At 32.1% G+C, this 26465-nt stretch carries 24 protein-coding genes; 8 read left to right on the top strand and 16 right to left on the bottom strand.

Annotated features, from left to right (window positions below):
* Positions 1-295: 295 nt before the first annotated feature.
* The 13 genes from ACT53I_RS12365 to ACT53I_RS12305 all read right to left on the bottom strand — a co-directional run bounded on the left by ACT53I_RS12365 (position 296) and on the right by ACT53I_RS12305 (position 13817).
* Positions 296-967 carry a hypothetical protein gene (locus ACT53I_RS12365; protein ID WP_476079887.1) on the bottom strand — a complete coding sequence of 224 codons (672 nt, stop codon included), beginning with the start codon at positions 965-967 and terminating at the stop codon, positions 296-298.
* Position 968: 1 nt separating this feature from the next.
* Complete coding sequence (gene rfbD, locus ACT53I_RS12360) at positions 969-1829, bottom strand: dTDP-4-dehydrorhamnose reductase (RefSeq protein WP_476079886.1); 861 nt, start codon at positions 1827-1829, stop codon at positions 969-971.
* Positions 1829-2383, bottom strand: a complete 555-nt coding sequence (gene rfbC, locus ACT53I_RS12355) for a dTDP-4-dehydrorhamnose 3,5-epimerase (RefSeq protein ID WP_476079885.1) — start codon at positions 2381-2383, stop codon at positions 1829-1831. Before rfbC ends, rfbD begins: the two co-directional genes overlap by 1 nt.
* A 1-nt stretch (position 2384) precedes the next feature.
* Positions 2385-2864 (bottom strand): acyl-CoA thioesterase, encoded by a 480-nt coding sequence (locus tag ACT53I_RS12350; RefSeq protein ID WP_476079899.1) that lies wholly within the window; start codon positions 2862-2864, stop codon positions 2385-2387.
* 112 nt (positions 2865-2976) lie between these two features.
* Positions 2977-3477 carry an OmpH/Skp family outer membrane protein gene (locus ACT53I_RS12345; RefSeq protein ID WP_213197349.1) on the bottom strand — a complete coding sequence of 167 codons (501 nt, stop codon included), beginning with the start codon at positions 3475-3477 and terminating at the stop codon, positions 2977-2979.
* A 34-nt stretch (positions 3478-3511) separates the two neighbouring features.
* Positions 3512-4081: an OmpH/Skp family outer membrane protein gene (locus ACT53I_RS12340; protein ID WP_476079884.1), complete on the bottom strand. Its 570-nt coding sequence runs from the start codon at positions 4079-4081 to the stop codon at positions 3512-3514.
* An 18-nt stretch (positions 4082-4099) separates the two neighbouring features.
* Positions 4100-6619: a BamA/OMP85 family outer membrane protein gene (locus ACT53I_RS12335; RefSeq protein WP_476079883.1), complete on the bottom strand. Its 2520-nt coding sequence runs from the start codon at positions 6617-6619 to the stop codon at positions 4100-4102.
* 23 nt (positions 6620-6642) lie between these two features.
* Entirely contained in the window at positions 6643-7389 is a 747-nt protein-coding gene (locus tag ACT53I_RS12330; RefSeq protein ID WP_476079898.1) for an isoprenyl transferase, read from the bottom strand.
* A gap of 10 nt (positions 7390-7399) precedes the next feature.
* A complete protein-coding gene (gene porG / locus ACT53I_RS12325) occupies positions 7400-8071 on the bottom strand; it encodes a type IX secretion system protein PorG (RefSeq protein WP_476079882.1) in 672 nt (223 codons plus the stop codon).
* Positions 8072-8274: 203 nt separating this feature from the next.
* Positions 8275-10770 (bottom strand): exopolysaccharide transport family protein, encoded by a 2496-nt coding sequence (locus tag ACT53I_RS12320; protein WP_476079881.1) that lies wholly within the window; start codon positions 10768-10770, stop codon positions 8275-8277.
* 3 nt (positions 10771-10773) lie between these two features.
* Positions 10774-11610: a polysaccharide biosynthesis/export family protein gene (locus ACT53I_RS12315; protein WP_476079880.1), complete on the bottom strand. Its 837-nt coding sequence runs from the start codon at positions 11608-11610 to the stop codon at positions 10774-10776.
* A gap of 28 nt (positions 11611-11638) precedes the next feature.
* A complete protein-coding gene (locus tag ACT53I_RS12310; RefSeq protein ID WP_476079879.1) occupies positions 11639-12751 on the bottom strand; it encodes a glycosyltransferase family 4 protein in 1113 nt (370 codons plus the stop codon).
* Between the two features lie 25 nt (positions 12752-12776).
* Positions 12777-13817 (bottom strand): EpsG family protein, encoded by a 1041-nt coding sequence (locus ACT53I_RS12305; protein ID WP_476079878.1) that lies wholly within the window; start codon positions 13815-13817, stop codon positions 12777-12779.
* Positions 13818-14031: 214 nt separating this feature from the next.
* On the opposite strand from ACT53I_RS12305, the gene ACT53I_RS12300 reads away from it, so the two are divergent.
* Positions 14032-15030: a hypothetical protein gene (locus tag ACT53I_RS12300; protein WP_476079877.1), complete on the top strand. Its 999-nt coding sequence runs from the start codon at positions 14032-14034 to the stop codon at positions 15028-15030.
* 81 nt (positions 15031-15111) lie between these two features.
* On the opposite strand, the gene ACT53I_RS12295 is transcribed toward ACT53I_RS12300, so the two are convergent.
* The 3 genes from ACT53I_RS12295 to topA all read right to left on the bottom strand — a co-directional run bounded on the left by ACT53I_RS12295 (position 15112) and on the right by topA (position 19958).
* Positions 15112-16098 carry a glycosyltransferase family 2 protein gene (locus ACT53I_RS12295; protein ID WP_476079876.1) on the bottom strand — a complete coding sequence of 329 codons (987 nt, stop codon included), beginning with the start codon at positions 16096-16098 and terminating at the stop codon, positions 15112-15114.
* Positions 16099-16176: 78 nt separating this feature from the next.
* Positions 16177-17250 (bottom strand): arginase family protein, encoded by a 1074-nt coding sequence (locus ACT53I_RS12290; RefSeq protein ID WP_476079875.1) that lies wholly within the window; start codon positions 17248-17250, stop codon positions 16177-16179.
* A gap of 167 nt (positions 17251-17417) precedes the next feature.
* The gene (gene topA, locus ACT53I_RS12285; protein ID WP_476079874.1) at positions 17418-19958 is read right to left on the bottom strand and encodes a type I DNA topoisomerase; all 2541 of its coding nucleotides are present in this window, start codon (positions 19956-19958) and stop codon (positions 17418-17420) included.
* Between the two features lie 367 nt (positions 19959-20325).
* Between topA and ACT53I_RS12280 the strand changes: the two genes are divergently transcribed.
* The 7 genes from ACT53I_RS12280 (at position 20326) to ACT53I_RS12250 (ending at position 26464) form a co-directional block, all read left to right on the top strand.
* Positions 20326-20724, top strand: coding sequence for a DUF4395 domain-containing protein (locus ACT53I_RS12280; protein ID WP_476079873.1), 399 nt, complete (start codon positions 20326-20328; stop codon positions 20722-20724).
* Between the two features lie 74 nt (positions 20725-20798).
* Positions 20799-21284, top strand: a complete 486-nt coding sequence (locus ACT53I_RS12275) for a DUF2062 domain-containing protein (protein WP_476079872.1) — start codon at positions 20799-20801, stop codon at positions 21282-21284.
* A gap of 100 nt (positions 21285-21384) precedes the next feature.
* Positions 21385-24792 (top strand): isoleucine--tRNA ligase, encoded by a 3408-nt coding sequence (gene ileS / locus ACT53I_RS12270; protein ID WP_476079871.1) that lies wholly within the window; start codon positions 21385-21387, stop codon positions 24790-24792.
* A 5-nt stretch (positions 24793-24797) separates the two neighbouring features.
* On the top strand, positions 24798-25178 hold the full coding sequence (locus ACT53I_RS12265; protein WP_069800237.1) for a TraR/DksA family transcriptional regulator: 381 nt from the start codon (positions 24798-24800) through the stop codon (positions 25176-25178).
* Between the two features lie 96 nt (positions 25179-25274).
* Entirely contained in the window at positions 25275-25517 is a 243-nt protein-coding gene (locus ACT53I_RS12260) for a DUF6576 domain-containing protein (RefSeq protein WP_476079870.1), read from the top strand.
* Positions 25518-25640: 123 nt separating this feature from the next.
* On the top strand, positions 25641-25841 hold the full coding sequence (locus ACT53I_RS12255) for a DUF2683 family protein (protein ID WP_213190439.1): 201 nt from the start codon (positions 25641-25643) through the stop codon (positions 25839-25841).
* On the top strand, positions 25841-26464 hold the full coding sequence (locus ACT53I_RS12250) for a lipoprotein signal peptidase (protein ID WP_069800243.1): 624 nt from the start codon (positions 25841-25843) through the stop codon (positions 26462-26464). The genes ACT53I_RS12255 and ACT53I_RS12250 overlap by 1 nt, the downstream gene beginning before the upstream one ends.
* Position 26465 lies beyond the last annotated feature (1 nt).

Raw genomic sequence — 26465 nt, 5'->3', positions numbered from 1 at the left:
TAAATATTTTTATGTTCTCGTTTCGTATCTTTTTCCTTAATTACCTCCTGCGCTTCCCGTTGTTTCGGATTGCAAAAGTACGAAGTTTTACACAATCCCCAAATTTATTTACATGTTTTTTATGACATAAATCACAACTTACTGAAAACTAATAGGAAAAATTTACTTATTCCTTATATTAAATTGTAAATCTTATTTTGAAATCACTATATAGCCCCGATTGAAACGGAAATCCTTTTTTGAAGAGAGGCCTTGACCTGCCTAAAAGATTGAAGTGGAAAGCGGGAAATGGCTCCTAAAATCTCTGATATATAGTTAAAAGAAAATCTGCAAAGGATTTTTCGAGGGCTATAATGTCTCCTGTCTTATAATTTATCCCTGGTGAAGCTGGTGAATTGACCGAGATTTTCTTCCCTGAAATCTGAAAATATTGTTCGGGCTGGTTATTTTTAGCTTGGAGTTTTATTCTAGCTCCTAAAAATTTACCCACAGAAATATCTGTAATCTCTTGTTGAGATAAATCTAACTGTAGAAAACTTCTCTGTGGCAACTTTATTTTTTTATTATTGATCCTTACTTCGATTTCTTTTTCGGGATTAATAAGGTAGACTGTATTTTCTTTTTGAGGAATGGTTTGTTTTTCCTTATAATATATATATAATATATAGTGATGTGGATTAAAGGTAGAATTACCTTCTATATTTTCGGCGGGCTTCATATAATAGGAATTGCCACCGATGGATTTTGCTTTTTTATAAATTTCTGAAAAAACAGCAGTATCATCATTAGAAAATCCTGAAACTTCTATTTTTCCTAAATATTGAGCATCTGTTTTGGGTTCTTCCTTGAGAGCATAAAGAAATTTATCATTATTGGTATGAATTTCTTTGGCTTCTGTAAGGAATATATTCTGTGAGAAACAAAAACTACTATATAATACTATATATATGTATAAGATTTTTTTCATTTTAATTATTTTGTAATATTTGAACGCAGTCTTCCAAACTTTCTTCCCAAGGTTTTAATTGGATAGCATAGGTTTTAGAAATTTTGTCTAAATCTAGAACGCTATTTTTAGGTCTTTTTGCTGGTGTAGGATATTGCGAAGTCTCAATTGCGTTTAATTTAATATTAGCATCTGAAAGTTCTGCAATTTTTTCCGCAAAGTCAAACCAAGAAATTCTGCCCAAATTAGAAAAATTAAAAATCCCAGGTGTAATTTTTTCTGATTTTATAATTTTCATAATAACTTCGGCTAAATCATTGGCATTGGTTGGCTGACCAAATTGGTCTGCTACAATATTTAATTCTTCTTTGGTTGCGAAAAGATTCAACATGGTTTTTACAAAATTTTTGCCAAATTCTGAATACACCCAAGAAGTTCTGAGAATAACCGAACAGGGATTTACTTCTAAAGCCAACTCATCTCCTGCTAATTTAGATGCGCCATAAACTCCCAAAGGATTAGTAAAGTCCTCTTCAGTATATGCTAAATTATTTTCGCCATCAAAAACATAGTCTGTAGAAACGTGAATAAACTGCGCATTATTTTCTGCACAAGCTTCTGCCAAGTTTTCTGCACCATCTGCATTCACCAAAAAAGCTTTTTCTAGCTCTGTCTCTGCTAAATCTACCGCAGTATAAGCCGCAGCATTAATACAAAAATCAGGAGCATTTTGCCAAAAGAAATCATTTACTTCTTCTTTATTGGTAATATCTAATGTTTCTGAATCTGTAAAAATAAATTCGAACTCTTCAAATTGAGAAGAAATTTTCTGAAGACATTGTCCTAATTGTCCGTTTGCTCCAGTAACTAAAATTTTTTTCATTATAAAATAATTTTAGGAAGTTCTAAAAAAGAAATCGCGTTTAAATCTTTTTCGGAGATTAATTGTTGCTCTGCTGGAATTTTCCAATCAATATTTACGGTTTTATCTAATGGATGAATGCCGCATTCTGATTCTTTATTATAAAAGTCATCACATTTATATCCCACTAGCGCCGTTTCTGAAAGTACAGAATACCCATGTAAAAAACCTTTTGGCACAAATAATTGCCATCTGTTTTCTTCGGTGAGTTCTACAGCGAAAGATTGTCCAAAAGTGGGAGAATTTTTTCTTACATCTACTGCAACATCTAAAATTCTACCTTGTACACAATAAACTAATTTAGCTTGTGCATAAGGTGGAAGCTGCATGTGCAAACCTCTGATTGCTCCGTAATGTGAAAATGCAAGATTATCTTGAACAAAATCTACTTCTTTGCCAGAAAGTTTTTGGAAAATATTTTCATTATAATTTTCGAAAAAATAACCGCGATTATCGTTCCAGATTTTCGGTTTTAAAATAAAACAATCTAAAAGAGGTGTTTTTTCTAGCTCCATCTTATCCTTTATTTAAAATTCTAAAATATTGAACTCTGTCTTTAAACTCTTGATGAGGAATTTCTACCAAATACTGAGAAAAAAGTTCTTTAGTTTCTGCTGGTAAAGCTTCAGATCTTCTTGTTTTCATATTGAAATAAATAACCGTAATCCAAAGTACTGCGAAAACTTCTTTTTCGTTTTCGTCTTTCATTAGAATTTCTACTTTAGAAACTCTGTCAGACATTTCGATGGTTTTACTGCTGATTACAACTTTGGTATTTGCTTTTACTTCTTTTAAATAGGCAATTTCATTCTGAACCGCTACCCAAGTACAACCTGTTCTTCTGAAATAATCTTCGTAAGTGAAGCCATAAAATTCTTCTACATGATCTTCTCTAGCATTGAGCATGTATTCCAAATATTTTACATTATTAAGATGACCAATTGGGTCACAATCGCTGAATCTAATTTTTACAACACTAGAAACTTCTTTTTCCATTTTCATAATTTAAGATTAATGTTCTTTATTTTTCTTATAAAGAATGATGGTACAAAAATAAATAAAAAAACCACCTTATGGTAAGGTGGTTTTATAATATTTAGGATATAGATTAGATTCCTAATTCTTTTTTTACAGCAGCTGTAGCATCTGGACCAGCTTTGTAGATTAATCCATTAGTTGCAGAATCAAAGATGAAATCCCAACCGTTTGCTTTAGCAGCTCTGGTAATAGCATCGTTTAATCTTTTTTCGATTGGTGCATAAGCAGCGTCTTGTCTGTCTAATAAATCTTTTTGAGCAGTCTGAGACATTTGCTGAAGATTTTGTTGAGTTTTACCCAACTCAGCTTCTTTAGCATCTCTTTGTTGAGCAGTTAATTTAGCTCCTTCTTGTTGATATTTCTGAACATCTGCTTGGAAAGCAGTCGCTAGTTTTTCTAATTCTGCTTGTTTAGCAGTAGAGAAAGCTTTTAATTGTTCGTCAGCCTTTATTTTTTCTGGCATCATGTTAAGAATAGCTGCCACATCTACTGTAGCTATCTTCTGAGCCTTTGCAACTCCGAACGACATAAACATCATCACTGCTGCAAATAATACGCTTAATTTTTTCATGTTTTTCTAAAAATTTAAATTGTTTATTATTTTACTATTTTTTATTTTTTGCTTTAGCGTCTTTACTTTTTGTATCTTCTTTAGAAGGACCTTTAAGTAATTGGTCTAAAACTTTGTCGGTGTAATCATATCTTTTATCAAGAAAAATAACACTCATATTACTACTTTTATCAAGAACTATGCCCAAACTATTTTTTTCTGTAACTGTTTTGATGGCATTCCAAATTTGGTCTTGAAAAGGTTTTGCTAAATTGGCTCTAAATTTATTAATTTCTCCTTCTCCGCTGAATTTTTCAGCAATAAATTTTTTAATTTTTTTATCGAGGTTTTTTACTTCTGCCTCTCTTTGTTTTAATTGCTCTCCTACTAAAAGCACTTTTTCATTTTCAAAAGCGGCTTTTTTTGCATCATATTCTGCTTGTAGGGTTTGCAATTCTGTTTCCCAAGCTTTGATTTGTTCTTCTAGTCTCGATTGTGCTTCTGTATACTGTGGCATTTTACTCAATATATAATTGGTATCTACCACTCCTATTTTTTGTGCAAATGTAACAGAATTAGCCGTTAAAAAAATTAAAAATATTAAAAAAACTTTTAAATTTTTCATATTAATGATGATTGTGTGTTATAATGACTGGTTCATCAAGAAGTGAGTCTGCCATCCTGAAGGTTCTGAGCCACCAATAGTTTTATCAAATCCATAAGCGAAATCAAATCCTATTAAACCAAATGCACCCATGTAAACTCTAATCCCCACTCCTACTGATCTTTTTAACTGAAACGGATTAAATGCAGAATAATTGTTCCAAGTGTTTCCTGCTTCAGCAAAAGTTAATGCAAAAATCTTTGCAGTTTGATTCATAGAAATAGGATATCTTAATTCTGCTGCATATCTGCTGTAGATTGTTCCACCACCAATTGGTGTAATATCTGTAGATGAACCTCCTTCTGTAGAAGCATTTTCGTAACCTCTTAACGGAACCAATTCTCTACCATCAAATCTACCACCAAATAAACCTGTACCTCCTACATAGAATCTTTCGAAAGGTGGCGCTCCTAAATCTTTATTATATCCGTCTAAGAATCCCATTTCTGCGGTACTTCTTAGAACTAATTTCCCAATTACTTCGTTATAAGCATCTGCTTTAAACTTAATTTTATAGAATTCCATCCATCTGTATTTCTCTTGTGGAGTCATAGATGAATAATCTTTATTTTGGAATAAAGAGTATGGCGGCGTGAATTTAATACTCGCTTCAATATTAGAACCTGTAGTTGGGAAAATTGGGTCATAACCTGCAGAATTTCTACTTAATCCAACATTGAAACTGAAGTTGTTTGCATTACCATTGCTCACAGTAGTAGAACCAAACTGGAATGGATAATTCTTGAAATTATAACTCTGGAATGAAATCCCTGTATATAGAGAAAAATAGTTATCTGGCCAATTTAAAAGTCTATTCAAACCTGCACTTGCTGAGAAGATATTTAATTTTTGACTAGAACCCGTATAATCTTTATAATTAACCATAGATTGGTTAAGGCTTACTGATAGAGCTGTAGGTCTGTTCCCAAATAACCAAGGTTCTGTAAATGATAAACTGTAGTTTTTGAAATACTGACCAGCTTGCGCTTGTACAGAAAGCATCTGTCCATCTCCTTGTGGAACTGGTTTGAAATCTTTAAGTTTCAAGAAATTTCTTAGTGAAAAGTTATTGAAAGTTAACCCTAAAGTTCCGATAAATGAGTTACCACCGTAACCAGCTTGTAACTGAACCTGTGATGAACCTTTTTCTACTAAAGTCCAATGAACATCTACCGTATTATCTTGTTGATTTGGTTGGATATCTTGACCAATTTGTTGTGGGTCAAAGAATTGCATCCCAGCTAAATCAAAATAAGTTCTTTTGATATCTAATTTAGAGAATAAATTCCCTGGTTTTGTTCTAAGTGAACGAAGAATTACATGGTCATGAGTAGTAGTGTTACCAGACCAAGTTACTCTATTCCAAGTTGCTTTTTCTCCTTCTTTAATTCTAATTTCTATATCGATAGAATCTCCTCTTACTGCTTTTTCTACCGGAACAACAGTAGAGAATAAATATCCGTTATTCAAATAAAGTGATTTGATATCTGTATCATCTTCTTTGCCACCATCTTCACCTACTTTTTTGTTAAAACCTACTGCATCATAGATTTCTCCTTTTCTGTAGCCTAATAATTTTTGCAAAACTTCTGTAGAATAAGAAGTATTTCCAATGAAATTGACATCACCGATGTAATATTTCTTTCCTTCGTTTAGTTTTACATTGATATTAAATCCTTTATCATTTCTCCAAACTGAGTCAGAAACAATTCTAGCATCTCTAAATCCTAAAGAGTTATAATAACTGATAAGATTTATTTTGTCTTCTTCGTATTTATCTTTAATGAATTTTGATGGTTTTAGAATTCCTTTGATACCAAATCTTTTCTGTTTTGTTTCTTTGAAACCTTTTTTTCTAAGTTTCGCATCAGAAACTTGGTCATTTCCTTCGAATTCTATTTTTGCAATTTTAATTCTTTTCCCTTTAGCAACTTCTATAGTCCAGTCTACAAGGTTAGGGTCATTTGCATTAATTTTATCTTGAATAGTGATTTTAGCATCTGCGAAACCTTTCTTCACATATTCTTGTGGAATTTTATTTTTAAGTGACGAAATTAAGTCATTGGTAATTTTAGTTCCAGGTTTTAGATTATTATCTTTAATGAGTTTTTCATTTTTAGATTTTCCTACTCCTTTTCCTACGAATTTCACTTCGCCTAATTCCATAAGGTCTTGTAAGTAGAATTTAAGAATTACGCTTTGTCCTTCTACATCTTCTACATAAACTTCTACTTCCGAGAATGATTCTGTTTCCCAAAGTTTTTTAACAGCGCTGCTGATTTTTTGCCCAGGAATATCTACTACTTCTCCTTTGCTGAGTCCTGTAAATCTCAAAATTTGAGCAGGAGTGTATTTTTTTACACCATCTACTACAATGTCTTTTAAGATATAAGAAGAAGGCTGATTTTGAGCAGCGGCAGTTTCTTGGTTAGGAGTTACCTGCGCCGAAAGATCTACAGACGCAAAAAATAAAAAAATTGGGATTAAAATATATCTCATTGGTTATAATATTCTATAAAAAATTAATTAGTGATTTGTTCACTGGTTTTACCAAACCTTCTTTCTTTGTTTTGGTAGTTTATGATACATTGGTAAAGATGTTCTTCCTGAAAATCTGGCCAAAATATATCTAAAAATTGTAATTCTGCATATGCAATTTGCCACAGTAAGAAATTACTAATTCTAACTTCTCCGCTGGTTCTGATTAATAAATCTACTGGAGGTAAATCTTTAGTATAAAGATGATTTTCGAATAGTGTTTCGTCTATATCTTCTGGAGAAATTTTTCCCTCTTTTACTTCTTGGGCAATTTCTTTTACTGCATTTAAAATTTCTCTTTGTGAGCCATAGCTTAATGCAAGAACAAGATTACCTTTTGAATTTTCTTTAGTAAGCTCTACTACATTTAGAAGTTGCTCTCTTACTAGAGTGGGAAGTTTTTCTACTTCGCCGATGACATGCAATCTAATTCCTTTAGAAAAAAGTTCTGCAGCTTCTTTTAATAATGTTTCAGAAAGTAAACTCATTAATGTGTTTACCTCATCATTAGGACGATTCCAGTTTTCTGTAGAAAAAGTATAAAGGGTAAGGTATTCTATTCCTACTTTATCACAAGCTGAAATAGCGTTTCTTACTGCTGAAATGGCATTCTTGTGTCCAAAAGTTCTTTCTTCTCCTCTGGATTTTGCCCACCTTCCGTTTCCATCCATGATGATGGCTACATGTTTTGGAAGATTATTTTTATCAATTTTTTCTAAAATTTCCTGCATCATTATTTACTTATTGACAATAACATGGTGGTCTTCCGAATGAATAAGAAAGACCAAGAGACATAGAATTCATCCAATCTTTAGAATTTAAATTCCCTAGATTGTATTCATCACTATAATCTAGTGTGTCACTATTGGTAGCGCGGAACATAAATTCTCCGAACAATGCCCAGTTATAGTTAAATTTATATTTAAGACCTGCTCCAAAAGGAATGGCAAAACCAAATTTATTTCCTTCTAAAGTCGTGTTAAACATTAAGCCAGAAATTCCTCCAAAAATATATGGACTGAGCATACTTTTTTGCTCTTCGTTTACTGGTAAAAAGTTATAATCAAAAATGGCAGAAGCTTCGTAAACAGAATTGGTTCCGTATAAACCTCTACTTGCTCTGTATAATTCTTGAGCATATTTATCATTAAACTGTATATGGTTGTAAGCAAGTCTAAATCTTACCGATTGGTATGGATTAAAATTCATTCTGTACATGATTGCACCATAAAAAGGTATCCCTTCATTAGATAAATTATTTACACTATTAGGAAAAGGATTGATGTATTTAGTCTTACCAATATCACCGGTAAGATTACTTGTTCCCAATTGTATACCTATTTCGTGTCTTTGAGCATGGGCAAAAAGATTGATGAAAAATAAGGCGATGATTACTAATGTTTTTCTCTTCATGTTTGCTGTGGGTTACTTACAACTTCAGCGGCTTAATAATCTGCAAATATAAAACATTTTTACATTAAGACTTATCTTAATGTTTAGTTAAATATTACCACTTAAAGTATAAATTTTATTTAAATATTTTTATTTAAAACCCAAATGTGTTTTAAATATTGTTTTATGTTAAAAAAACTCCCTCAAAAAAAGAGGGAGAGATATTATTTAATCTTCAGTATTTTCTTTAGTTTATTGCGTAATTTAATCAAGGTAGGCTCTTCATAATTGGCATCTTCATCAAAATATCCGTAACCATAGCCGTATCCGTAACCATAGCCATAGCCGTAACCATATCCGTAACCTTTATCCATCTCGAAATCATTATAAATAAGTCCTAGATGTTTAATTTCATTGTTATGATACTTTTCGGTAACCATTTTAAGCATGTATTTTTCGGTATACTCATGTCTTACTACATAAACATTAGCATCACTATACTTCATCAATTCAAAAGAATCTGCTACTAAACCAACTGGTGGAGAATCTATAATAACAAAATCATAAATTTTCTTCAATTCTTCTATAAATTGGTGATTTCTCTCACTCATCAATAATTCTGAAGGATTTGGCGGAATAGGTCCAGAAGTGATTACATCTAAATCTGGAATTCTAGTCTTGTTGATGATCTGTTCCATTTTTACTTCGCCAGTAAGATAATTAGAAATTCCTATTTTATTATCCACCTTGAAATCTCCAAAAATTTTCGGTTTTCTAAGGTCCATTCCGAGCAGGATTGTTTTCTTACCACTTAACCCTAAAACAGAAGCAATATTGATAGAAACGTATGTTTTTCCCTCACCACCAACAGAAGAAGTTACCAAGAGAACTTTACTTTTACCGTCTTCATTGTATAAAAATCTAAGATTAGCTCTTACTCCTCTAAATGCTTCAGAAACCGAAGATTTTGGTTTTTCTAGAACACTTAAATTATTCTCGTGATTATTTTTACCTATAACTCCTAAAAGTGGAATTTTGGTGGCATTTATTACTTCCTTAATTACTCTTACTTTATTGTCTAACAACTCAGAAATGAGTAGAATCAATAAAGGAATTAATAAAAATCCTAATAAAAGAATATTTCTAATGAAAGCAATATTAGGAGAAATAGGTGCTTGTCCTAGATTTTTAGCTTTGTCAATAACTGTAATATCAGAGGTATTGGTTTTAAGTCTCAGTTCTGCTTCAGAAAGTTTTTCTAGAAGTGTACTATAAGTTGTTTCATTTACGGTAAAACCTCTTTGTGCATCTACAAATTTCTGTTGTTTATACGGAAGAGAACCCAATTCCATTTCATATTTTGCAATCTGATTATTAAGCGTAGCCAATTCCGCATCATAAACTCCATAATATCTATTGAGATGTTTGTAGGAATTTCCTCTCGCCTCATTAATTAATCGATTAATTTCTTTTATAGGTTCTGATTGCGGAGTGTAAATCGTAGAAAGTTCTGCTCTTTTTGCGTAAAGTGTTTTAAGCTCTGCAACAGAAGCGTTAAAAGTACCATCTTCTACACCGGCTGCATTTAAATTGATAATATTATCAAGATTTTTTCCTACAGAGTTTCTTACAGCATTTAGCGCATTAACTTTAGTAAGAATTTCCGCTCTTTTTTGTTCTAAAGTATTGATATTTTGCAAAATACCAGAAACATCTCCTTTTTCATCGGTTAGTTTTTCTTGTACTTTAATGGTATTTAATCTGGCAGAACTAGAATCAAGTTTTATTTTGGCTTTATCTAAATTTTCCTTGATAAATTCTACTGTATTTTTTTCTACGATGCTTTTATCTCTTTTTCTTTTTTCGATGAGTTCTTCTACGCTTCTATTGAGAAAATTCACCGTACTGTTAAGATTATATCCTTTTTTAGAAATAATCATCATGGTACTCAGTTCTTCGTCAAATTCAATGGAAAGCGTAGATTTAATTTCATTTACCGTTTGGTCGATGGTTCTTAGATTAATTACAATATTCTCTAAATCTATTTCAAGAGGTTGATTATTTTTTACCAATTTGAATTTAAGGAATGGCGTTTCATACCATTCATTTACGCCAATAATTTTATTAGGAACTCTTTTAAAATTTAAAGTTCTTCTAAATTCCTCGGCATTATAATCATAGAGATTATTCACAGAAAATTCTTCTGGTAAAATCACTTCATATTTTCCTGAAGATTTAGGAATAAGCGTTATTTCTTTATTTACAACCTGCGGATGATTTTTATCTATCACTAAAAATACTGGCGAATCATCTTTGTCTACATAAGTGGTTTTTAGTCTACCTTTGGTACTATAGTTTACAAATAAATCTAGTTTTTGGGCTAAATATTCATTGTGAGATCTAGAAGTAAGAAGTTTTTTAAGAAATAAACCTTCTTGATTAGAACTATTTCCCCAAATAAAGTTAATAGACTGATTAGGAGTAAAATAGCTAGAAGAATTATTAGAAATACTTACAGTAGTACTAGAAGCATAAACTCTCTGTGCATAGTATTTATTGTAAATATATGCAGTAACGTATCCTAAAAATCCTAAAATTAAAAACCAATACCAGTTTTTAATTATTCTGCTGAGAAAGTGTTCTAAATTAAAAAAATCAAAAGTTCCTACTTTTTCTTTTTCTGGATTTTTACTTTCATTTATGTTTTTTTCAGGAATCATCAATTAGATTTTAGTTATCAATAAATAAATCGAAAGAGCTGTAGTAAGAATAGAAACTCCGGTAGTAAGTGTTTGTAGAGGCTCTTTGCCAAAACCATAAAAGCTCTTCGCTCTGGTATTAAAGACTACCAAATCTCCATTTTGCAACCAAAAGTAAGGTGAGTTTTGTAAATCTTCTCTGGTTAAATCAATTTGAGCTTTTTTTATCCCTTCGGGAAATTTTCTATAAATGATTACATTTTTTCTGTCTACACTTCTGTCTAAACCTCCATTTTCTGCAATGGCTTCTAAAATACTCACAGAAGCATCTTTTACCGTTTTCTGAGTAGATTTACCTTGCATATCATATAGAAAAGTGTATTTAATTCCTTCTAGAAATAATCTTGCTTCTGATTTTTCTGGCAAAAAGTTTTCGTTTACTTTATTTTGAATATCATTTGCAATTTCATCTATAGTTCTTCCTTCTGCTTTTATTTTTCCAATTCCTAGAATATAAATTTCCCCATTGTCATCTATTCTTAATCCATTGAAATAAAAACTAGATTCATTACCACCACCTGATGAATTATTAGAACCACCACCAGAAGCCACTCCACTTTGCTGAGCATGAATACTAGAGTAAAACTGTGCTGCATCTCCCTTTGAAGTAGTAATGATATTCAGTTTCAGAATATCATGTCTCGTCACTCTGTATTTGGGCATATTATCATAAGAGATAAGTCCTTCAGAATTAAGTACAAGATTTTCATTAGGCTGTAAATACCTTACATCTTGTACATTGATACAAGAAGTAACGATAATAAACATGAATAAAATGAGCAGGTTAAATTTCTTCATCATTAATTTTTATTTTTAACAAAAGTAACACTTAATTCTTAATTTTTTTCCTCATGAAAATATCAGGCAAATAAGCTCCTAAAAAACCTAAACCAATTATAAGAATTAAAAGAGAATTATTTTCTATATGTCTCAAAAAATAAGCAACTAAAACTATGAAAAGATAGTAAGAAATAATATAAAAAGTAGCTCTTTTATGAGATAATCCCATTCTCAGTAATTTATGATGAATGTGATTTTTATCTGCTTCGAAAGGTGAACGCTTTTCTGCTAATCTTATAATGATAACGTTTAAAGTATCAATTATTGGCAAAATTAAAATCGCAACAGCAATCACCGGCGCTGAATTTAAATGATAGTAAACTACACCTGGACCTCTTTTTGCGATAAAAATATCAATAAAACAAATTGCAGTGAAAGTCAATAGAAAACCCAAGACCATAGAACCGGTATCTCCCATAAAAATTTTCTTGGTCCGGTCTGATAAATTATAAGATAAAAATCCAATTATACTTCCCATGATTGTAGTAGACAAAATCACCAACGGATAATTATATTCTCCTAATCGGTAGTAACTAATCCCCAAAAGTCCAAAACAAATCAATCCATAACTGCCGGCTAAACCATCTATTCCATCAATCAAATTAAATGCATTCACCAAAATAATAAACGTAATAATGCTAAAGACTACACTCAAAAAATAATTGAGTTCATAAACGCCAAAAACTCCAAAAAGATTCCTTATTCTTACATCTGAACCTATGACCAACATAGCAGAAACCACTAATTGCGCTACTAATTTTTTATAAGCCCTCATCACTACTATATCATCCATCACCCCGATGTATAACAAAATAACCAATGAAGCAAACAAAAATTTATACAAATCAAACAATTGATATGCATAAATAGAAGCGCTTACAGAAATGGCAAAAAATAGAGCTATTCCTCCTAAATTGGGAATTTTTCTTTCGTGGGAACTTCTTTGCCCAGGTTCGTCCATCAAGTTTTTTCTTCTAGAAATTTTTATAATGGTAGGAATAGAATAATACGTAATCAGAAGCGAAGTGATAAAAGAGAGTATCACCTTTAAATAAAAACTCGGAAAATTTATTGTCTGAAAAAATGCATCTATTTTATCCATATCAATTGTTTGATTTGTTCAAATTTTATTTCCAAAGTATATTCTGATATTTACTTGGTGTAAAATTCCCTGCTTCTCCATTAGATTTAGCAAAATTGAAATACATTAAAGAAAGGTACAATAAATACCCTGATATTAAGAATTTTTTTGCTCTATCTTCTACTGCATAAATTAAACTTGGAATCACAAACATAGTCAAGAAGAACATATAAACTCCCGGTAATCTAATTGCAAAAATCCTAGTACCTCTAAAAAGATAATACATACACAAACCAAAAACCGCTAAGTTTCTCATATATTCAAAGTATGCAATTTTCTTGGAACCTTCTTTTTCAAAAATAAGTAAAGTAATGATAAAGAAAATTTTTACAATATCTGTAATCCCATATTCTAAATCTCCACCAAACTGACTATCATTAACATACGCATCATAACCTCCTGAAACATCTTGAGGCAGAAGCGAAGTGAACATGTCTCCAAAAAGTTTATACGGTTCTAATGGTGAAAGCAATAAACAAATCACCAATGCCCACAAAATTCTCTGACTATTCATAGGAATTTTCACAAGCCAAAACGCAGGTAAAAAAACGATAGATGTCTTATGAAATCCTAATGCTAAATAAATGCAAAGCAAAAACATCATTAAGTTTCGCTCTACAATATACCGAAAAGAGTAAACACAGATGGCAATTCCTACCCCTTGTCTCATCTGTCCAGAATCCTCGAAAAAGAAAACAGGCATAAAATAAAACAACGTAGACAAAGCAGGAAGCGGAGAAAATTTATAAATGGTAGAAAGTTTAAGACTTATAGTAATAAGCGCCATCACAAAAGTCACAATGTAAAATGGCATTCCTAAATCAAAAATGATTTTATTGATCAACACAAAAATCCACTCTATCTCTTCTGCCGATTTTTTAAAGATTGCTTTATTAAAGACATCTAAATAGTCTGTGTAAATAGAAAAACCTACGAATAAATTTTTGTAAGCCGGATAATCTGCTCCTACATAATATCTAAATCCTCCCAGAATAATGAGTGCTACTCCCGCAATTATAGTAAACACAGGTGTCTTTTTCTTAAATTGGAAAAGCTCTAATAAAGAACCAAAAAATAGAAATATAAATAATAAAGTAAATGCAGGGTGTAAAAAAACCATTTCCTGTAGCTATCTCAACAATATACAAATATATAATTTTTTTAATCGTTAAGTAAACTATTGCTTTATTAATTCCATTATTCAGCGAAAAAAATTAAATTTGTTATCAAATAATTTGCTGATGCAGAAAATCTCTGATAAACTCCTGATAAATTTATTGCTACCAATAGTCCTTTTGACGATGGTGTTCTATGGCTTCAATTCTGCTTATTTTCCTTATTCAACATTAGAAAAACTGCCAGATTATTACTACAGCAACGTTTACAATTTTAGATTTATCTCCAGAGATGCATTGGTTTGGTTTTTTGAACAATTTAATGCCGTTTTCACGAGCCTAAATCCTACTCTAAAAGAATATGCATTACAGTACGGAACTCCTTTTTACCACAGTTTTTTCCTTTTCAATGCTTTTTTTCTTGTGCTTACTTCCTTTTCATTAAGCGAAATTTTCACATTGAAAACATTTGCTAAAACTTCAGAAGTGGTCAAAATTATAATTCACACCCTTATTTTATTGTTGATTAGTATTACCAGCTACGTTTTAACACCTTATGACAGTCCCGCTTTATTTTTATTTGCAATTACCCTATTTTTCACGCTGAAATACTTCGAAGAAAGAAAACCGCAACAACTAATCGTTATTTCCGCACTCATTTTTATTTCAACCTTAAATAGAGAAACTTCAAGCTTGAATATTGCTTTTTTAGGCGCTTTATTTCTAAACAAAGAAATATTGAAAAAAGAAAAATTACAGCAATTCATCAAAATCATTGCATTACCAGTTTTTGCTTTTTTATTGGCTTATATTTCGGTGAGAATTTTCATGAAAACAGACGAAGCAACTGTTAGTGAAGGTATTTATTTAGTTCAAAATCTCACCAAACCCAATAACCTTTTAGGAATTCTATTCTTCATTATTTTCATCAGATGGACTCAAAAAATAAGCAGTTCACAACAAAACATTAGCAAAATTTCAGCGTTCTTGCTTCTTTGTTCGCCTTATTTATTGATGATTTTAATGGTGGGGATTTTGTGGGAAATCAGACTTTTCATTCCCATCATTATCGGAATAATTCTGCTCTCACAAATGAATTTTGAGGAAAACACAAAAATGGATTAAATTTTATTTTAACGAAGTTAAAATCTTTGCGAACTAAAAATGTAAAATTTCAAAAACTCATTTTGCGACTTTGCGTGTTTTTCAAATCATTTTTCTAATAACTTTTTCAAGTCCGAAGAAATACAGCAGGTAATACACTTGTTTTTTCAGAGGAAGCGAAAGCAGATAGTTTTTTCCAAATCTTTGATATTTCAAGATTTCAAAAGTTGAAATATTTCTTTCCTTAATGAACTTTTTCAATTCCGAAGACATTTTTTGGTACACCACATCCTCTTTTACAAAAGCGAGATACGCCAAAAAAGTATAAACACCTTCTAAAATTTGGAAGTTTTTCAGTTCTGTTTTCTTGTGAGAATATTCAGAATTTTCAAATGTAAATTCTACATTTTTCACGGCCATCAAAATATCCAAACCTCTTTCTGTATGAGATTTTGAGATAGAATTGCTCCTCTCTAAATATTGATAATGAAAAGCGTCTGTTTTTGCCAAATTTTTACATTGAAGTAAAATTTGTGGAATGAGTTCAATATCCTCGAAATGCATCCCTTTTTGAAATCTTTTACCTTCAAAAAGTTCTCGTTTGAAAATTTTATTGCACGCAAAATAAGAAATATCAGAAAACACTGAAAAATGCTTTTCCAAATCTATTTTTTCAGGCAAATTCGGGATTTGCGTGAGTTTTTGAGTTACGTTTCCGTTTTCATCTACTTTCTGAAGATTACAAATTACAATTTCGGCTTCGTGCTTTTTTGCCAAATCATACATTTCTTCCATCATTGTTGCCGAAACATAATCATCTGAATCTACAAAAGCGATAAATTCTCCCGTTGCTCTATCTATTCCAAAATTTCGCGCATCGCTTAAACCTCCATTTTCCTTTGCAAAAGCTTTTATTTTTTGAGGAAATTTACTTTGAAAAACTTCTATAATTTTTTGAGAATTATCCGTACTTCCGTCATTAACAACTAGAAATTCTATTTCCTGCAAAGTCTGATTCACCAGAGAATTTAAGCATTTCTCCAGATAATTTTCAACATTGTAAACCGGAACGATTACAGATATTTTCATATTTTTCTTCGTAAAGTTGTTGATTTGTAAAACCGTTTAAAAATTTTTACAACTTTACGATTTTACAGTTTCACGATTTCACACTCTCAAAAGCCTTTCACTTAACATGCCATTCTTTGCCATATCATACTCATACTGTGAACAAGGAACGCATTTTTGAATATTTTCATCACTTCCAAAATACCACAATCCCGTAAAACTGTCTCTTTTGAAAGCAAATTCCTGATCATCTATCAACACCCAAAAAGTATCGTAATGACGTTCTTTCGGATGTGTTTTTTGAATATCTATTCCTTCCAACAAATACCAAAGCATTTGTGCCAACAATTGATGATTCAAGATATTTTCTGCATCTGCATTAAAGTTGAAAATTCCTGCCATTTTCAGGTTTTCGCCTAAACCAATTTCTTTCATCACCGCACAAATTTCCCTTCTATTCAATCCATTAATTTGAGGATTTACCGAAAAAGGTTCTGCAAAACTTTCCACCGCATCACAATTCAGCGTAATCAAATCTGCTCTACGGAAAAAAGGCTCAATTCTATCGGTATTTCCCATCATTTCAGCCAATCTAATCACATCAAACTCTACACTTTTCATCAATTTCACCGCATCTATTTCGTTCAAATGCTTCTGATACCCAAGATGATGATAATCTTTAAGGCTCAACAATTTAGAATTGAAAATTTTCTGTAAAAAGTTTTGTTCTGAAATTTCATCGCCTTCATTGGAAAGGTCAATTTTATTATTAATCTGAGTATATCTGATGTTTTTTTGATGAAAATTAAGCGCATGAATCATCGCAATAGACAAATCATTTCCGCCACCTACAACAATCGGAACCGTATTTTTATACAAACAAGAAGAAAGAATTTCCTGCAAAATATAGTGCGTATCTTGAAGTGATTTCCCGGAAATAAGATCTCCCAAATCACAAATCGGGATTTCAAAATCAAATTTCGAAAGTTTGTAAAATTCTTCTCTTACCGTATCAAAATTTTTGGCAACAGCATTTCCTTTTCCGCCTCTGTAATCACTACAAAAAACCAACAAAATCCCGTTTTCTGGAATTTCATTCGTAATCACACTTCCTAATTGCCAAGGTTGAGTTTCTATTTTTTTTGGTGAGATGATAATGTCTTCTATGTTCATTTTTTGAGTTTACTGTTTTCTGATTCGGTTCTTTTAAAAACCTTTCCTACAAACTTACAAAATAACTTCTGCAACTAAAAATTTAAGTTTCGGCTAAAGCCAAATAATTTTCCAATAAAAAAAGCGGACTAAAGTCCGCTCCTATTCATTTTATAATCTTTTGAAAATTATTTCTTCTTCGTTGCAGGTTTTTTAGCAACTGTTTTCTTTGCCGCAGGTTTTTTCTTTTCAGCAAAAGCTGTTTTATCCTGATCAGTAATCCATTTTTTTACTTCATCCAAAGAGACGGTTTTCAATTCTTCTGCTTCAAATTTACTTCCATCTTCTTTTTTAGGAATTTTGAACATTCCTTTTCCGAATTTGATGAAAGGACCCCATCTTCCGTTTTCAATAGAAATTTTTTCTTTTTCCCATTGCTGAATATAACGATTTGCTTCTTTCTCTAATTTGGCAGAAATAAGTTCTTCAATATCTCCTTGAGTAAGATTGTCAAAATCATATTTCTTAGGAACATTTACATATAAATCTTTGTATTTTACAAATGGCCCAAATCTTCCTGTTCCTTTCGTCACAGGTTCACCTTTATAAGTAGCAATTGGCGCATCTGCTTCTATTTTTTCTTTGATAAAATTTTCTGCAACCTCTTGAGTTACCGAAAAAGGATCTGTTCCTCTTCCAATAGAAATAAAAGCATCTCCCCATTTTACATAAGACCCGAATCTTCCTACGCCAACAGAAACTGATTTTCCTTGGAATTCATTTAAATCAAAAGGAATTTTAAATAATTCTAAAGCTTCTTCAAAACTGATGGTATTGATATTCTGCGTTGGCAAAAGTGAAGCGTAAGTTGGTTTCTCTTCATCATCATTTTCCCCAATTTGAATCATCGCACCATATCTTCCCATTCTAGCGTAAACATTTTTGCCAGATTTAGGATCTACACCTAATAATCTTTCGCCAGTAGCTCTGTCTGCATGTTCTTCTACATCCTCAATTTTCGGGTGGAAATTATCATAGAAATGCTTCAGCGTTTCTTTCCATTTTTCTGAACCATTGGCAATATCATCAAAATCTTGCTCTACTTTTGCAGTAAAACCATAATCTAAAATTTCATTGAAATTATTGATTAAGAATTCATTCACCACTTCGCCAATATCTGTAGGAACGAATTTATTTTTATCTCCCCCGAATTTCTCCGTCAAAACTTCTTTTTTCAGTCCAGATTTTCCTAGAGAAAGTTTTACAATTTCTCTTTCTTGTGGAAGAATTTCTCTTTTATCTACATATTCTCTATTCTGAATCGTCTGAATCGTTGGTGCATAAGTAGAAGGTCTACCAATTCCCAATTCTTCTAATTTTCTTACCAAAGCAGCTTCTGTATATCTCGCTGCTGGTTTAGTGAATTTTTCGGTAGCTGTAATTTTTTTATAGGTTAAAACTTCGCCTACATTTACTTTTGGCAATAGTTTTTCGTTGTTTTCCTCATCATCTTCTTCAGTTTTCGAAATTCCATAGACTTTCAGGAAACCATCGAAAACAATTACTTCACCTTGTGCTTCGAAATGACTTGGCAAAGCAGAATTCCCGATTTCAATTACGGTTTTTTCAATTTTTGCATTTGCCATCTGAGAAGCTAAAGTTCTCTTATAAATGAGTTGATATAATTTATTGAGTTGCGCATCACCAATGGTTTTTACTCCAAAATCAGTCGGACGAATTGCTTCGTGCGCTTCTTGAGCAGATGCAGATTTCGTAGTGTAATTTCTTGGCGAAGAATATTCTGCTCCAAATTCTTTTTCGATGAAATCTTTTGCAGCGCTAATCGCATCTTGAGATAAATTTACAGAGTCTGTTCTCATATAAGTAATGTACCCTTCTTCGTAGAGACGCTGTGCAATTCTCATGGTAGAAGTTACATTGTATCCTAATCTATTAGACGCTTCCTGCTGTAATGTAGAAGTAGTAAAAGGTGCAGAAGCAGAACGCGTTCCTGGCTTTTTCTCTACATTTAAAACTTTGAATTCAGCATTTTGAGATTTTTCTAAAAATGCTTCCGCTTCTTTTTCTTGAGCAAAATCTTTTTTCAGTTTTGCAGCAATTTCTTGCTTTTCTGCATTTACGAAAGTTCCTTCCACTTTATAAGTAGAAGTCGGTTTGAAATTTCTAATTTCTTGTTCTCTTTCTACGACCAATCTTACTGCAACAGATTGTACTCTACCTGCCGAAAGTCCTGTTTTCACTTTTTTCCAAAGTACTGGCGACATTTCAAAACCTACAATTCTGTCGAGAACCCTTCTTGCTTGTTGAGCATTTACGAGATTCTGGTCAATTTTTCTTGGGTTTTCAATCGCTTTCAGGATTGCATTTTTGGTAATTTCGTGGAAAACAATACGCTTAGTATTTTCTTCTTTGAGTTTTAATTCTTGTGCTAAATGCCAAGCAATAGCTTCTCCTTCACGGTCTTCATCGGAAGCCAACCAAACGATTTCCGCTTTTTTCACCGCTGCTTTCAGTTCAGTTACCAATTTCTTTTTATCCGCAGAAACTTCGTAATCTGGCGTGAAGGTTTTAAGGTCTATTCCCATTCCTTTTTTGGGTAAATCTCGGATATGACCGAAGCTAGATTTCACTTCGAAATCTTTCCCGAGATACTTCTGAATGGTCTTCGCTTTTGCTGGTGACTCTACGATTACTAGATTTTTTGACATGCACAAAATTTTTGCAAAAGTAGAAACTTTTTTTTAAACAATCATTTTTAACAATTTTCTTACGGTTATCTTTTCTTCAAATAAAGTATTTTATCTTCGTTTCATTCATTTTTTCTATAATAAGAAGTTGATTTTTCTTGGCATTTAATTTGATGAAATTCTGCCAATGATTTATTTTTGCACTATCAAAATATGAAAACCACATTATCTACTTTTACAAAAATTCAAAAAATGAATTGCTGTTGTTCTTTTAAAACAAAAGAGGACGGGTTAGATTATGTAACGTTTTAAAATACAAATGTCTCCATATATCACTGAGTCCTCGAAATGAGGACTTTTTTTTATTTAATCATTTAAAATTTCATTCATGCCAACAGAAAACAAAATCAGAATAACCGCATTTTTAGTATTTATCTTAACCACTTTATACATCACAACTCATTTCGTTTGGATTCCTATTTTTCTATTGATAGATTTTGCTTTGAGAGGTTCTGGATACGGAAAATGGAGCTTTTTAGGATTTTTAGCAGAAAAAATAGTTTTGATTTTTAATTTTGAACAAAAACCCATTTATTTTCCCCCGAAACAATTTGCAGCACAAGTAGGTTTTATTTTTTCATTGACATTACTGGTTTTTAATCTTCTCGAAATCAACAGTATTATCGTAAGCGGAATTTTGCTGATTTGCGCAGGTCTAGAGGCGTTTTTCAATTTCTGTGTAGGATGTTATGTGTACAATGCTTATTATCACATCAAAAATAAATAGCATTTATTTAACATTTTCAAAAGGTACAACTGTATTAAATTCTGCTATTTTTGTAGAATCCAAATCTTATTTTATTGAAAAACTTCATTCAAAATTCCATTAAAAGTCAGAAAGTATTCTATCGATATTTTCGTAGGAAAGGCATTAAAAGACTTTTCAAAGAAAACATTCTGGAAAGTGATGGAGACAACAAAACTAAAGCACTTTCTATAGCCTTAGGAATTTTTATTGGAGTTTCTCCTTTTTGGGGATTTCATACTGTTTTAGCACTTTCTTTAGCTGCCATTTTTAAGTTGAATAAGTTTTTGTCATTTGTGTTCTCCCAAATCAGCATAGCACCTTTAGCTCCATTCATTATAGGGATTTCTATGTTTTTCGGCTCGTTTTTCGTGGAAGGAAAAACCGATTTTTCTCATCAAGAACTAAATTTAGAAATGGTAAAACATAACCTGTTACAATACGTAGTGGGAAGTTTTATTTTCGCCACTTTGTTAGCGATTAGTTTTGGTTTTACATTTTTCTATTTGTTGAATCTTTTCCGAAAAGAAAGTACGTCTTAACTCACTTAAAACCAATATTTTTAACCAAAAATTAATAAAAAATTCACGAAAATTCATTATATTCGCACACTTAAATTTTAACAGTAGAAACCGAGATATAATGAAGAAGTTCACAGAATACAAGCAACTTAACCTAAATGCTGTAGCAGATAACGTTGCAAATTTTTGGAAAGCCAATCAAACCTTTAAAAAATCCGTAGAAACACGCGAGGGAAAACCTGAATACGTTTTTTACGAAGGACCGCCTTCTGCAAACGGAATGCCGGGAATCCACCATGTAATGGCGAGAGCATTAAAGGATATTTTTTGTCGTTATCAAACGCAAAACGGAAAGCAAGTTTTCCGTAAAGCTGGTTGGGACACGCATGGTTTACCAGTGGAACTAGGTGTAGAAAAAGAACTCGGAATTACCAAAGAGGACATCGGTAAAAAAATTACCGTAGAAGAATACAACCAAGCGTGTAGAAATGCTGTAATGCGTTATACAGACGTTTGGAACGACCTTACCGAAAAAATTGGTTATTGGGTAGATTTGGACAATCCATACATTACCTACGAACCAAAATATATGGAAACAGTTTGGTGGCTTTTAAAACAATTGTACAACAAAGATTTATTGTACAAAGGTTACACCATTCAACCGTATTCTCCAAAAGCAGGAACAGGTTTATCTTCTCACGAACTGAACCAACCAGGAACTTACAGAGATGTTTCTGACACTACGGTTGTCGCGCAGTTTTCTGTAAAAAATCTTTCTGAAAAAGCATCAGAAAAAATCTCGAATCTCAAATCTCAAATCTCAAATCTAAGTATTCTTGCTTGGACGACTACCCCTTGGACTTTGCCTTCTAACACAGCTCTTGCAGTTGGTAGAGATATAGAATATGTTTTGGTAAAAACCTTCAATCAATATACTTTTGAGCCGATTAATATTATTTTGGCTCGTCCTTTATTGGAAAAACAATTCGGTAAAAAATTTGTAGAAGGAACAGATGAGGATTTCGCAAACTACACCGCTGAAAGCAAAACCATTCCTTACCAAGTTTTAGCAGAATTTACTGGAGAAGATTTAGCAGGAACTACTTACGAACAATTGATTCCTTGGTTTTTACCAGCAGAAAATCCTGAAAAAGCTTTTAGAGTAATTATCGGGGATTTTGTAACTACGGAAGACGGAACGGGAATTGTGCATATTGCGCCAACTTTCGGGGCTGATGATAATAGAGTTGCTCAAGAAAATGGAATCCCGCCAATGTTGGTAAAAGATGAAAATGATAATTTGGTTCCGTTGGTTGACTTAACTGGTAGATTTTTAAAAGGCGAAAATGTTCCTGAACTTTTCAGCGGAAAATACATCAAAAACGAATATTACGACGAAGGAACTGCTCCTGAAAAATCTTGGGATGTAGAATTGGCAATTTTGTTAAAAACCGAAAATAAAGCCTTCAAAGTAGAGAAATATGTTCACAGTTATCCGCATTGTTGGAGAACTGACAAACCTGTTTTGTATTATCCTTTGGATTCTTGGTTTGTAAAAATGACTTCAGTGAGAAATCGTTTGGTAGAACTGAATGAAACCATCAATTGGAAGCCAAAATCAACTGGTGAAGGAAGATTTGCCAACTGGTTAGAAAATGTAAACGACTGGAATCTTTCTCGTTCAAGATATTGGGGAATTCCTTTGCCAATTTGGAGAAGCGAAGATTTGAAAGAGCAAAAAGTAATCGGTTCTGTAGAAGAATTGGTGAATGAAATTCAAAAATCTATAGATGCAGGTTTTATGACCGAAAGTCCTTTCAAAGATTTTGAAGTAGGAAATATGTCTGCTGAAAATTATGCGAAAATAGATTTACATAAAAATATAGTTGATGCTATCACTTTGGTTTCAGACAGCGGAAAACCAATGAAACGTGAATCTGATTTGATTGATGTTTGGTTTGATTCTGGTTCTATGCCTTACGCACAATTGCATTATCCTTTTGAAAACAAGGAAATGATTGACAGCGGAAAAGCTTTCCCTGCAGATTTTATTGCAGAAGGAGTAGACCAAACTAGAGGCTGGTTTTATACGCTTCACGCAATTGGAACTACGGTTTTTGATTCTATTGCTTATAAAAATGTAATGTCTAACGGTTTAGTACTTGACAAAAACGGACAAAAAATGTCTAAACGTCTCGGAAATGCAATTGACCCGTTTGAAACTTTACAAAAATATGGACCTGATGCGACGCGTTGGTATATGATTTCTAACGCCAATCCTTGGGAAAATTTAAAATTTGACTTAGAAGGAATTGATGAAGTTCGTAGAAAATTCTTCGGAACACTTTATAACACGTATTCTTTCTTTAGTTTGTATGCGAATGTTGACGGATTTAAATATGAAGAAAAAGAAGTAGAAAATCGTCCTGAAATTGATAGATGGATTTTATCAGAATTGAATCTTTTGGTAAAAGATGTTACCGAATTCTACGAAGATTACGAACCAACGAAAGTAGCAAGAGCGATTAATAATTTCGTGAATGATAATTTAAGCAATTGGTATGTAAGATTGTGCAGAAGACGTTTCTGGAAAGGAGATTATTCTGAAGACAAAATTTCTGCTTACCAAACTTTATATACTTGTCTGGAAACCGTGGCGAAAATTTCTGCGCCAATTGCTCCGTTCTTTATGGATCAGTTGTACCAAGATTTGAACGCGGTTACAGGAAAAGATGCAGCAGAATCTATTCACTTAACTGATTTCCCGAAAGTTGATGAAAGCTTAATCGACCAAAATTTGGTGGAAAAAACGCATTTGGCACAAACCATCACTTCTATGGTATTCTCTCTGAGAAAGAAAGAAAACGTGAAGGTTCGTCAACCACTTCAAAAAGTGATGATTCCTGTTCTAGACAAGAAAACCGAAGAGCAAATTTTAGCAGTTTCAGAACTCATCAAACAAGAAGTGAATGTAAAAGAATTACAATTAATTAATGCAGAAGAAGCTTCTCACTTGATTGTAAAACAAATTAAGCCGAATTTCAAATCTTTAGGTCAAAGACTAGGAAAAGACATGAAAACGGTTGCAGATGAAATTACTAATATGACTTCGGAGCAAATTTCCACCATTGAAAAAGAAGGAAAAATGACCATCGCAGGTTACGAAATCGGTTTAGAAGATGTAGAAATTTCTACAAAAGATATCCCAGGTTGGACAGTAGCCAGTGAAGGAAAAACAACCGTAGCGCTTGATTTAACCGTTACTGATGAATTAAAATCTGAAGGAATTGCAAGAGAATTCATTAATAGAGTTCAGAATTTAAGAAAAGACAAAGATTTCGACCTAACAGACAGAATTTCAATCAGTTTAGAAGAAAACTGTCCGTTTAGAAAAGAACTTACTAACAATGAACAATATATTTGTACAGAAGTATTGTCAGATAAAATAGAATTTGTAATTTCACTCGCAAATTTTGAAGAAATCGAAATTGACGAAGTTAAATTTAATGTTAATATTGAAAAAATATAACAAAGATGGCAGAAGAAAGAGTAAGATATAGTGACGCTGAGTTACAAGAATTTAAGAAAATCATACAAGACAAAATAGCAAAGGCTGAAAAAGATTTAGCCCTTATTAACGAAAGTTTCATCAATGACCAAAATAATGGTACAGATGACACTTCTCCTACCTTCAAAGCTTTCGAAGAAGGAGCAGAAACGCTAAGCAAAGAGCAAAATTCTATTTTGGCTGGAAGACAAGAAAAATTCATTCGTGACCTAAAACACGCCTTAATAAGAATTGAAAACAAAACTTACGGCGTTTGTAGAGTGACTGGCAAATTAATCCCAAAAGAAAGATTAATGGCGGTTCCTCATGCTACATTAAGCATTGAAGCGAAAAATATGCAAAGATAAATTTGTACTTTTTACAACGTATAATGTGCAATGTATAATGTGTTTTGAAAAAGATTCATTGTACTTTGTGCATTTTATATTTTTATACCATCAACTATGGAACTTTTATTTCTAGTCCTTGCCATTGCAGTCATTTTTATTTTTTTCTTTAGAAAAGACATCAAAGAAAAAATAAATCCTGACCAAACTAAAAACTACACCATAGACGATAAATATAACGCTGCTAAACGCGAAAGAGAAAAAGAAATTGACCAACTCTTGAGCAAAATAGGAGAAAACGGAATTGCAGATTTAAGCGAAAAAGACCGAAAAAGATTAGAAGAACTGTCTAAGAAATAATTGTAAAAAGTAAAAAGTACAATGTATAAAAAACACTTTTACAGTTAGAAACAAATAATTTTGCAAAAAACAGAAATTTAAAATACTTTGTACTTTATACATAGTACATAATACTCGAAAAAAATGGAATCACTTATCGTTCACCTAAAAAACCAAATGGAACTCAATGCACTGAAAAGTGTAATGAAAGAAATGGGAATTAAATATGAAAAATTTCACACCAGAAATAATAAAACAAACCCTTTTGTAGAAAAGAAAATTTCAGCTAAAAAAGCGGTAAAAGCCACTAAAAACTTTAAAGAAAAACCAAAACCAGGATTATAATGAAAAAAATCGTACTTGTTACTTTTATCGTTTTATTAATCGACCAACTGTCTAAAATTTACGTAAAAACTCATTTTAACCTCAATGAAAGCATTGAAGTTTTCGGGCAAGATTGGTGGAGATTCACTTTCGTAGAAAATCCTGGAATGGCTTATGGTTTGCAATTTGGTGGTTTACTTGGCAAATATGCACTTGTCATCATCAGAATTTTCTTAATTGGAGGAATGATTTATCTTTTTAGAAAATGGCTCAAAGAAGGCGCTTCTAATTACTTATTAATCCCGATGTCTATGATTTTTGCAGGAGCCATCGGAAACTTGATTGACGGAATGTTCTATGGATTAATTTTCGATTCTGGAATGGTTTATGACTCAACGATTGATAGATGGATTGGTTATGACGGGATTTCTCAATTTACAGAATTCGGGAAAGGCTATTCACATTTCATGAAAGGTTGTGTGGTAGATATGTTTCATTTTCCTATGTTTTCTTTCAATCTTTTTGGAAAGCATTTTGAATTTTTCAGTTATATCTTTAATGTAGCCGATTCTGCCATCACCATTGGTGCTATTTTCTTACTTATTTTCAAGAGGAAAGCATTTCCTAATGGATTTGAATTGTAAA

The sequence above is a fragment of the Cloacibacterium sp. DMC96 genome, from assembly GCF_056313765.1.
This window is presented reverse-complemented; position numbering and strand designations above follow the sequence as displayed.

What these genes read in the sequence shown, in the direction of transcription:
- ACT53I_RS12365 (WP_476079887.1), bottom strand. Translation starts at nt 967, where the DNA reads ATGAAAAAAATCTTATACATATATATAGTATTATATAGTAGTTTTTGT.
- rfbD (WP_476079886.1), bottom strand. Translation starts at nt 1,829, where the DNA reads ATGAAAAAAATTTTAGTTACTGGAGCAAACGGACAATTAGGACAATGT.
- rfbC (WP_476079885.1), bottom strand. Translation starts at nt 2,383, where the DNA reads ATGGAGCTAGAAAAAACACCTCTTTTAGATTGTTTTATTTTAAAACCG.
- ACT53I_RS12350 (WP_476079899.1), bottom strand. Translation starts at nt 2,864, where the DNA reads ATGGAAAAAGAAGTTTCTAGTGTTGTAAAAATTAGATTCAGCGATTGT.
- ACT53I_RS12345 (WP_213197349.1), bottom strand. Translation starts at nt 3,477, where the DNA reads ATGAAAAAATTAAGCGTATTATTTGCAGCAGTGATGATGTTTATGTCG.
- ACT53I_RS12340 (WP_476079884.1), bottom strand. Translation starts at nt 4,081, where the DNA reads ATGAAAAATTTAAAAGTTTTTTTAATATTTTTAATTTTTTTAACGGCT.
- ACT53I_RS12335 (WP_476079883.1), bottom strand. Translation starts at nt 6,619, where the DNA reads ATGAGATATATTTTAATCCCAATTTTTTTATTTTTTGCGTCTGTAGAT.
- ACT53I_RS12330 (WP_476079898.1), bottom strand. Translation starts at nt 7,389, where the DNA reads ATGCAGGAAATTTTAGAAAAAATTGATAAAAATAATCTTCCAAAACAT.
- porG (WP_476079882.1), bottom strand. Translation starts at nt 8,071, where the DNA reads ATGAAGAGAAAAACATTAGTAATCATCGCCTTATTTTTCATCAATCTT.
- ACT53I_RS12320 (WP_476079881.1), bottom strand. Translation starts at nt 10,770, where the DNA reads ATGATTCCTGAAAAAAACATAAATGAAAGTAAAAATCCAGAAAAAGAA.
- ACT53I_RS12315 (WP_476079880.1), bottom strand. Translation starts at nt 11,610, where the DNA reads ATGATGAAGAAATTTAACCTGCTCATTTTATTCATGTTTATTATCGTT.
- ACT53I_RS12310 (WP_476079879.1), bottom strand. Translation starts at nt 12,751, where the DNA reads ATGGATAAAATAGATGCATTTTTTCAGACAATAAATTTTCCGAGTTTT.
- ACT53I_RS12300 (WP_476079877.1), top strand. Translation starts at nt 14,032, where the DNA reads ATGCAGAAAATCTCTGATAAACTCCTGATAAATTTATTGCTACCAATA.
- ACT53I_RS12295 (WP_476079876.1), bottom strand. Translation starts at nt 16,098, where the DNA reads ATGAAAATATCTGTAATCGTTCCGGTTTACAATGTTGAAAATTATCTG.
- ACT53I_RS12290 (WP_476079875.1), bottom strand. Translation starts at nt 17,250, where the DNA reads ATGAACATAGAAGACATTATCATCTCACCAAAAAAAATAGAAACTCAA.
- topA (WP_476079874.1), bottom strand. Translation starts at nt 19,958, where the DNA reads ATGTCAAAAAATCTAGTAATCGTAGAGTCACCAGCAAAAGCGAAGACC.
- ACT53I_RS12280 (WP_476079873.1), top strand. Translation starts at nt 20,326, where the DNA reads ATGCCAACAGAAAACAAAATCAGAATAACCGCATTTTTAGTATTTATC.
- ileS (WP_476079871.1), top strand. Translation starts at nt 21,385, where the DNA reads ATGAAGAAGTTCACAGAATACAAGCAACTTAACCTAAATGCTGTAGCA.
- ACT53I_RS12265 (WP_069800237.1), top strand. Translation starts at nt 24,798, where the DNA reads ATGGCAGAAGAAAGAGTAAGATATAGTGACGCTGAGTTACAAGAATTT.
- ACT53I_RS12260 (WP_476079870.1), top strand. Translation starts at nt 25,275, where the DNA reads ATGGAACTTTTATTTCTAGTCCTTGCCATTGCAGTCATTTTTATTTTT.
- ACT53I_RS12255 (WP_213190439.1), top strand. Translation starts at nt 25,641, where the DNA reads ATGGAATCACTTATCGTTCACCTAAAAAACCAAATGGAACTCAATGCA.
- ACT53I_RS12250 (WP_069800243.1), top strand. Translation starts at nt 25,841, where the DNA reads ATGAAAAAAATCGTACTTGTTACTTTTATCGTTTTATTAATCGACCAA.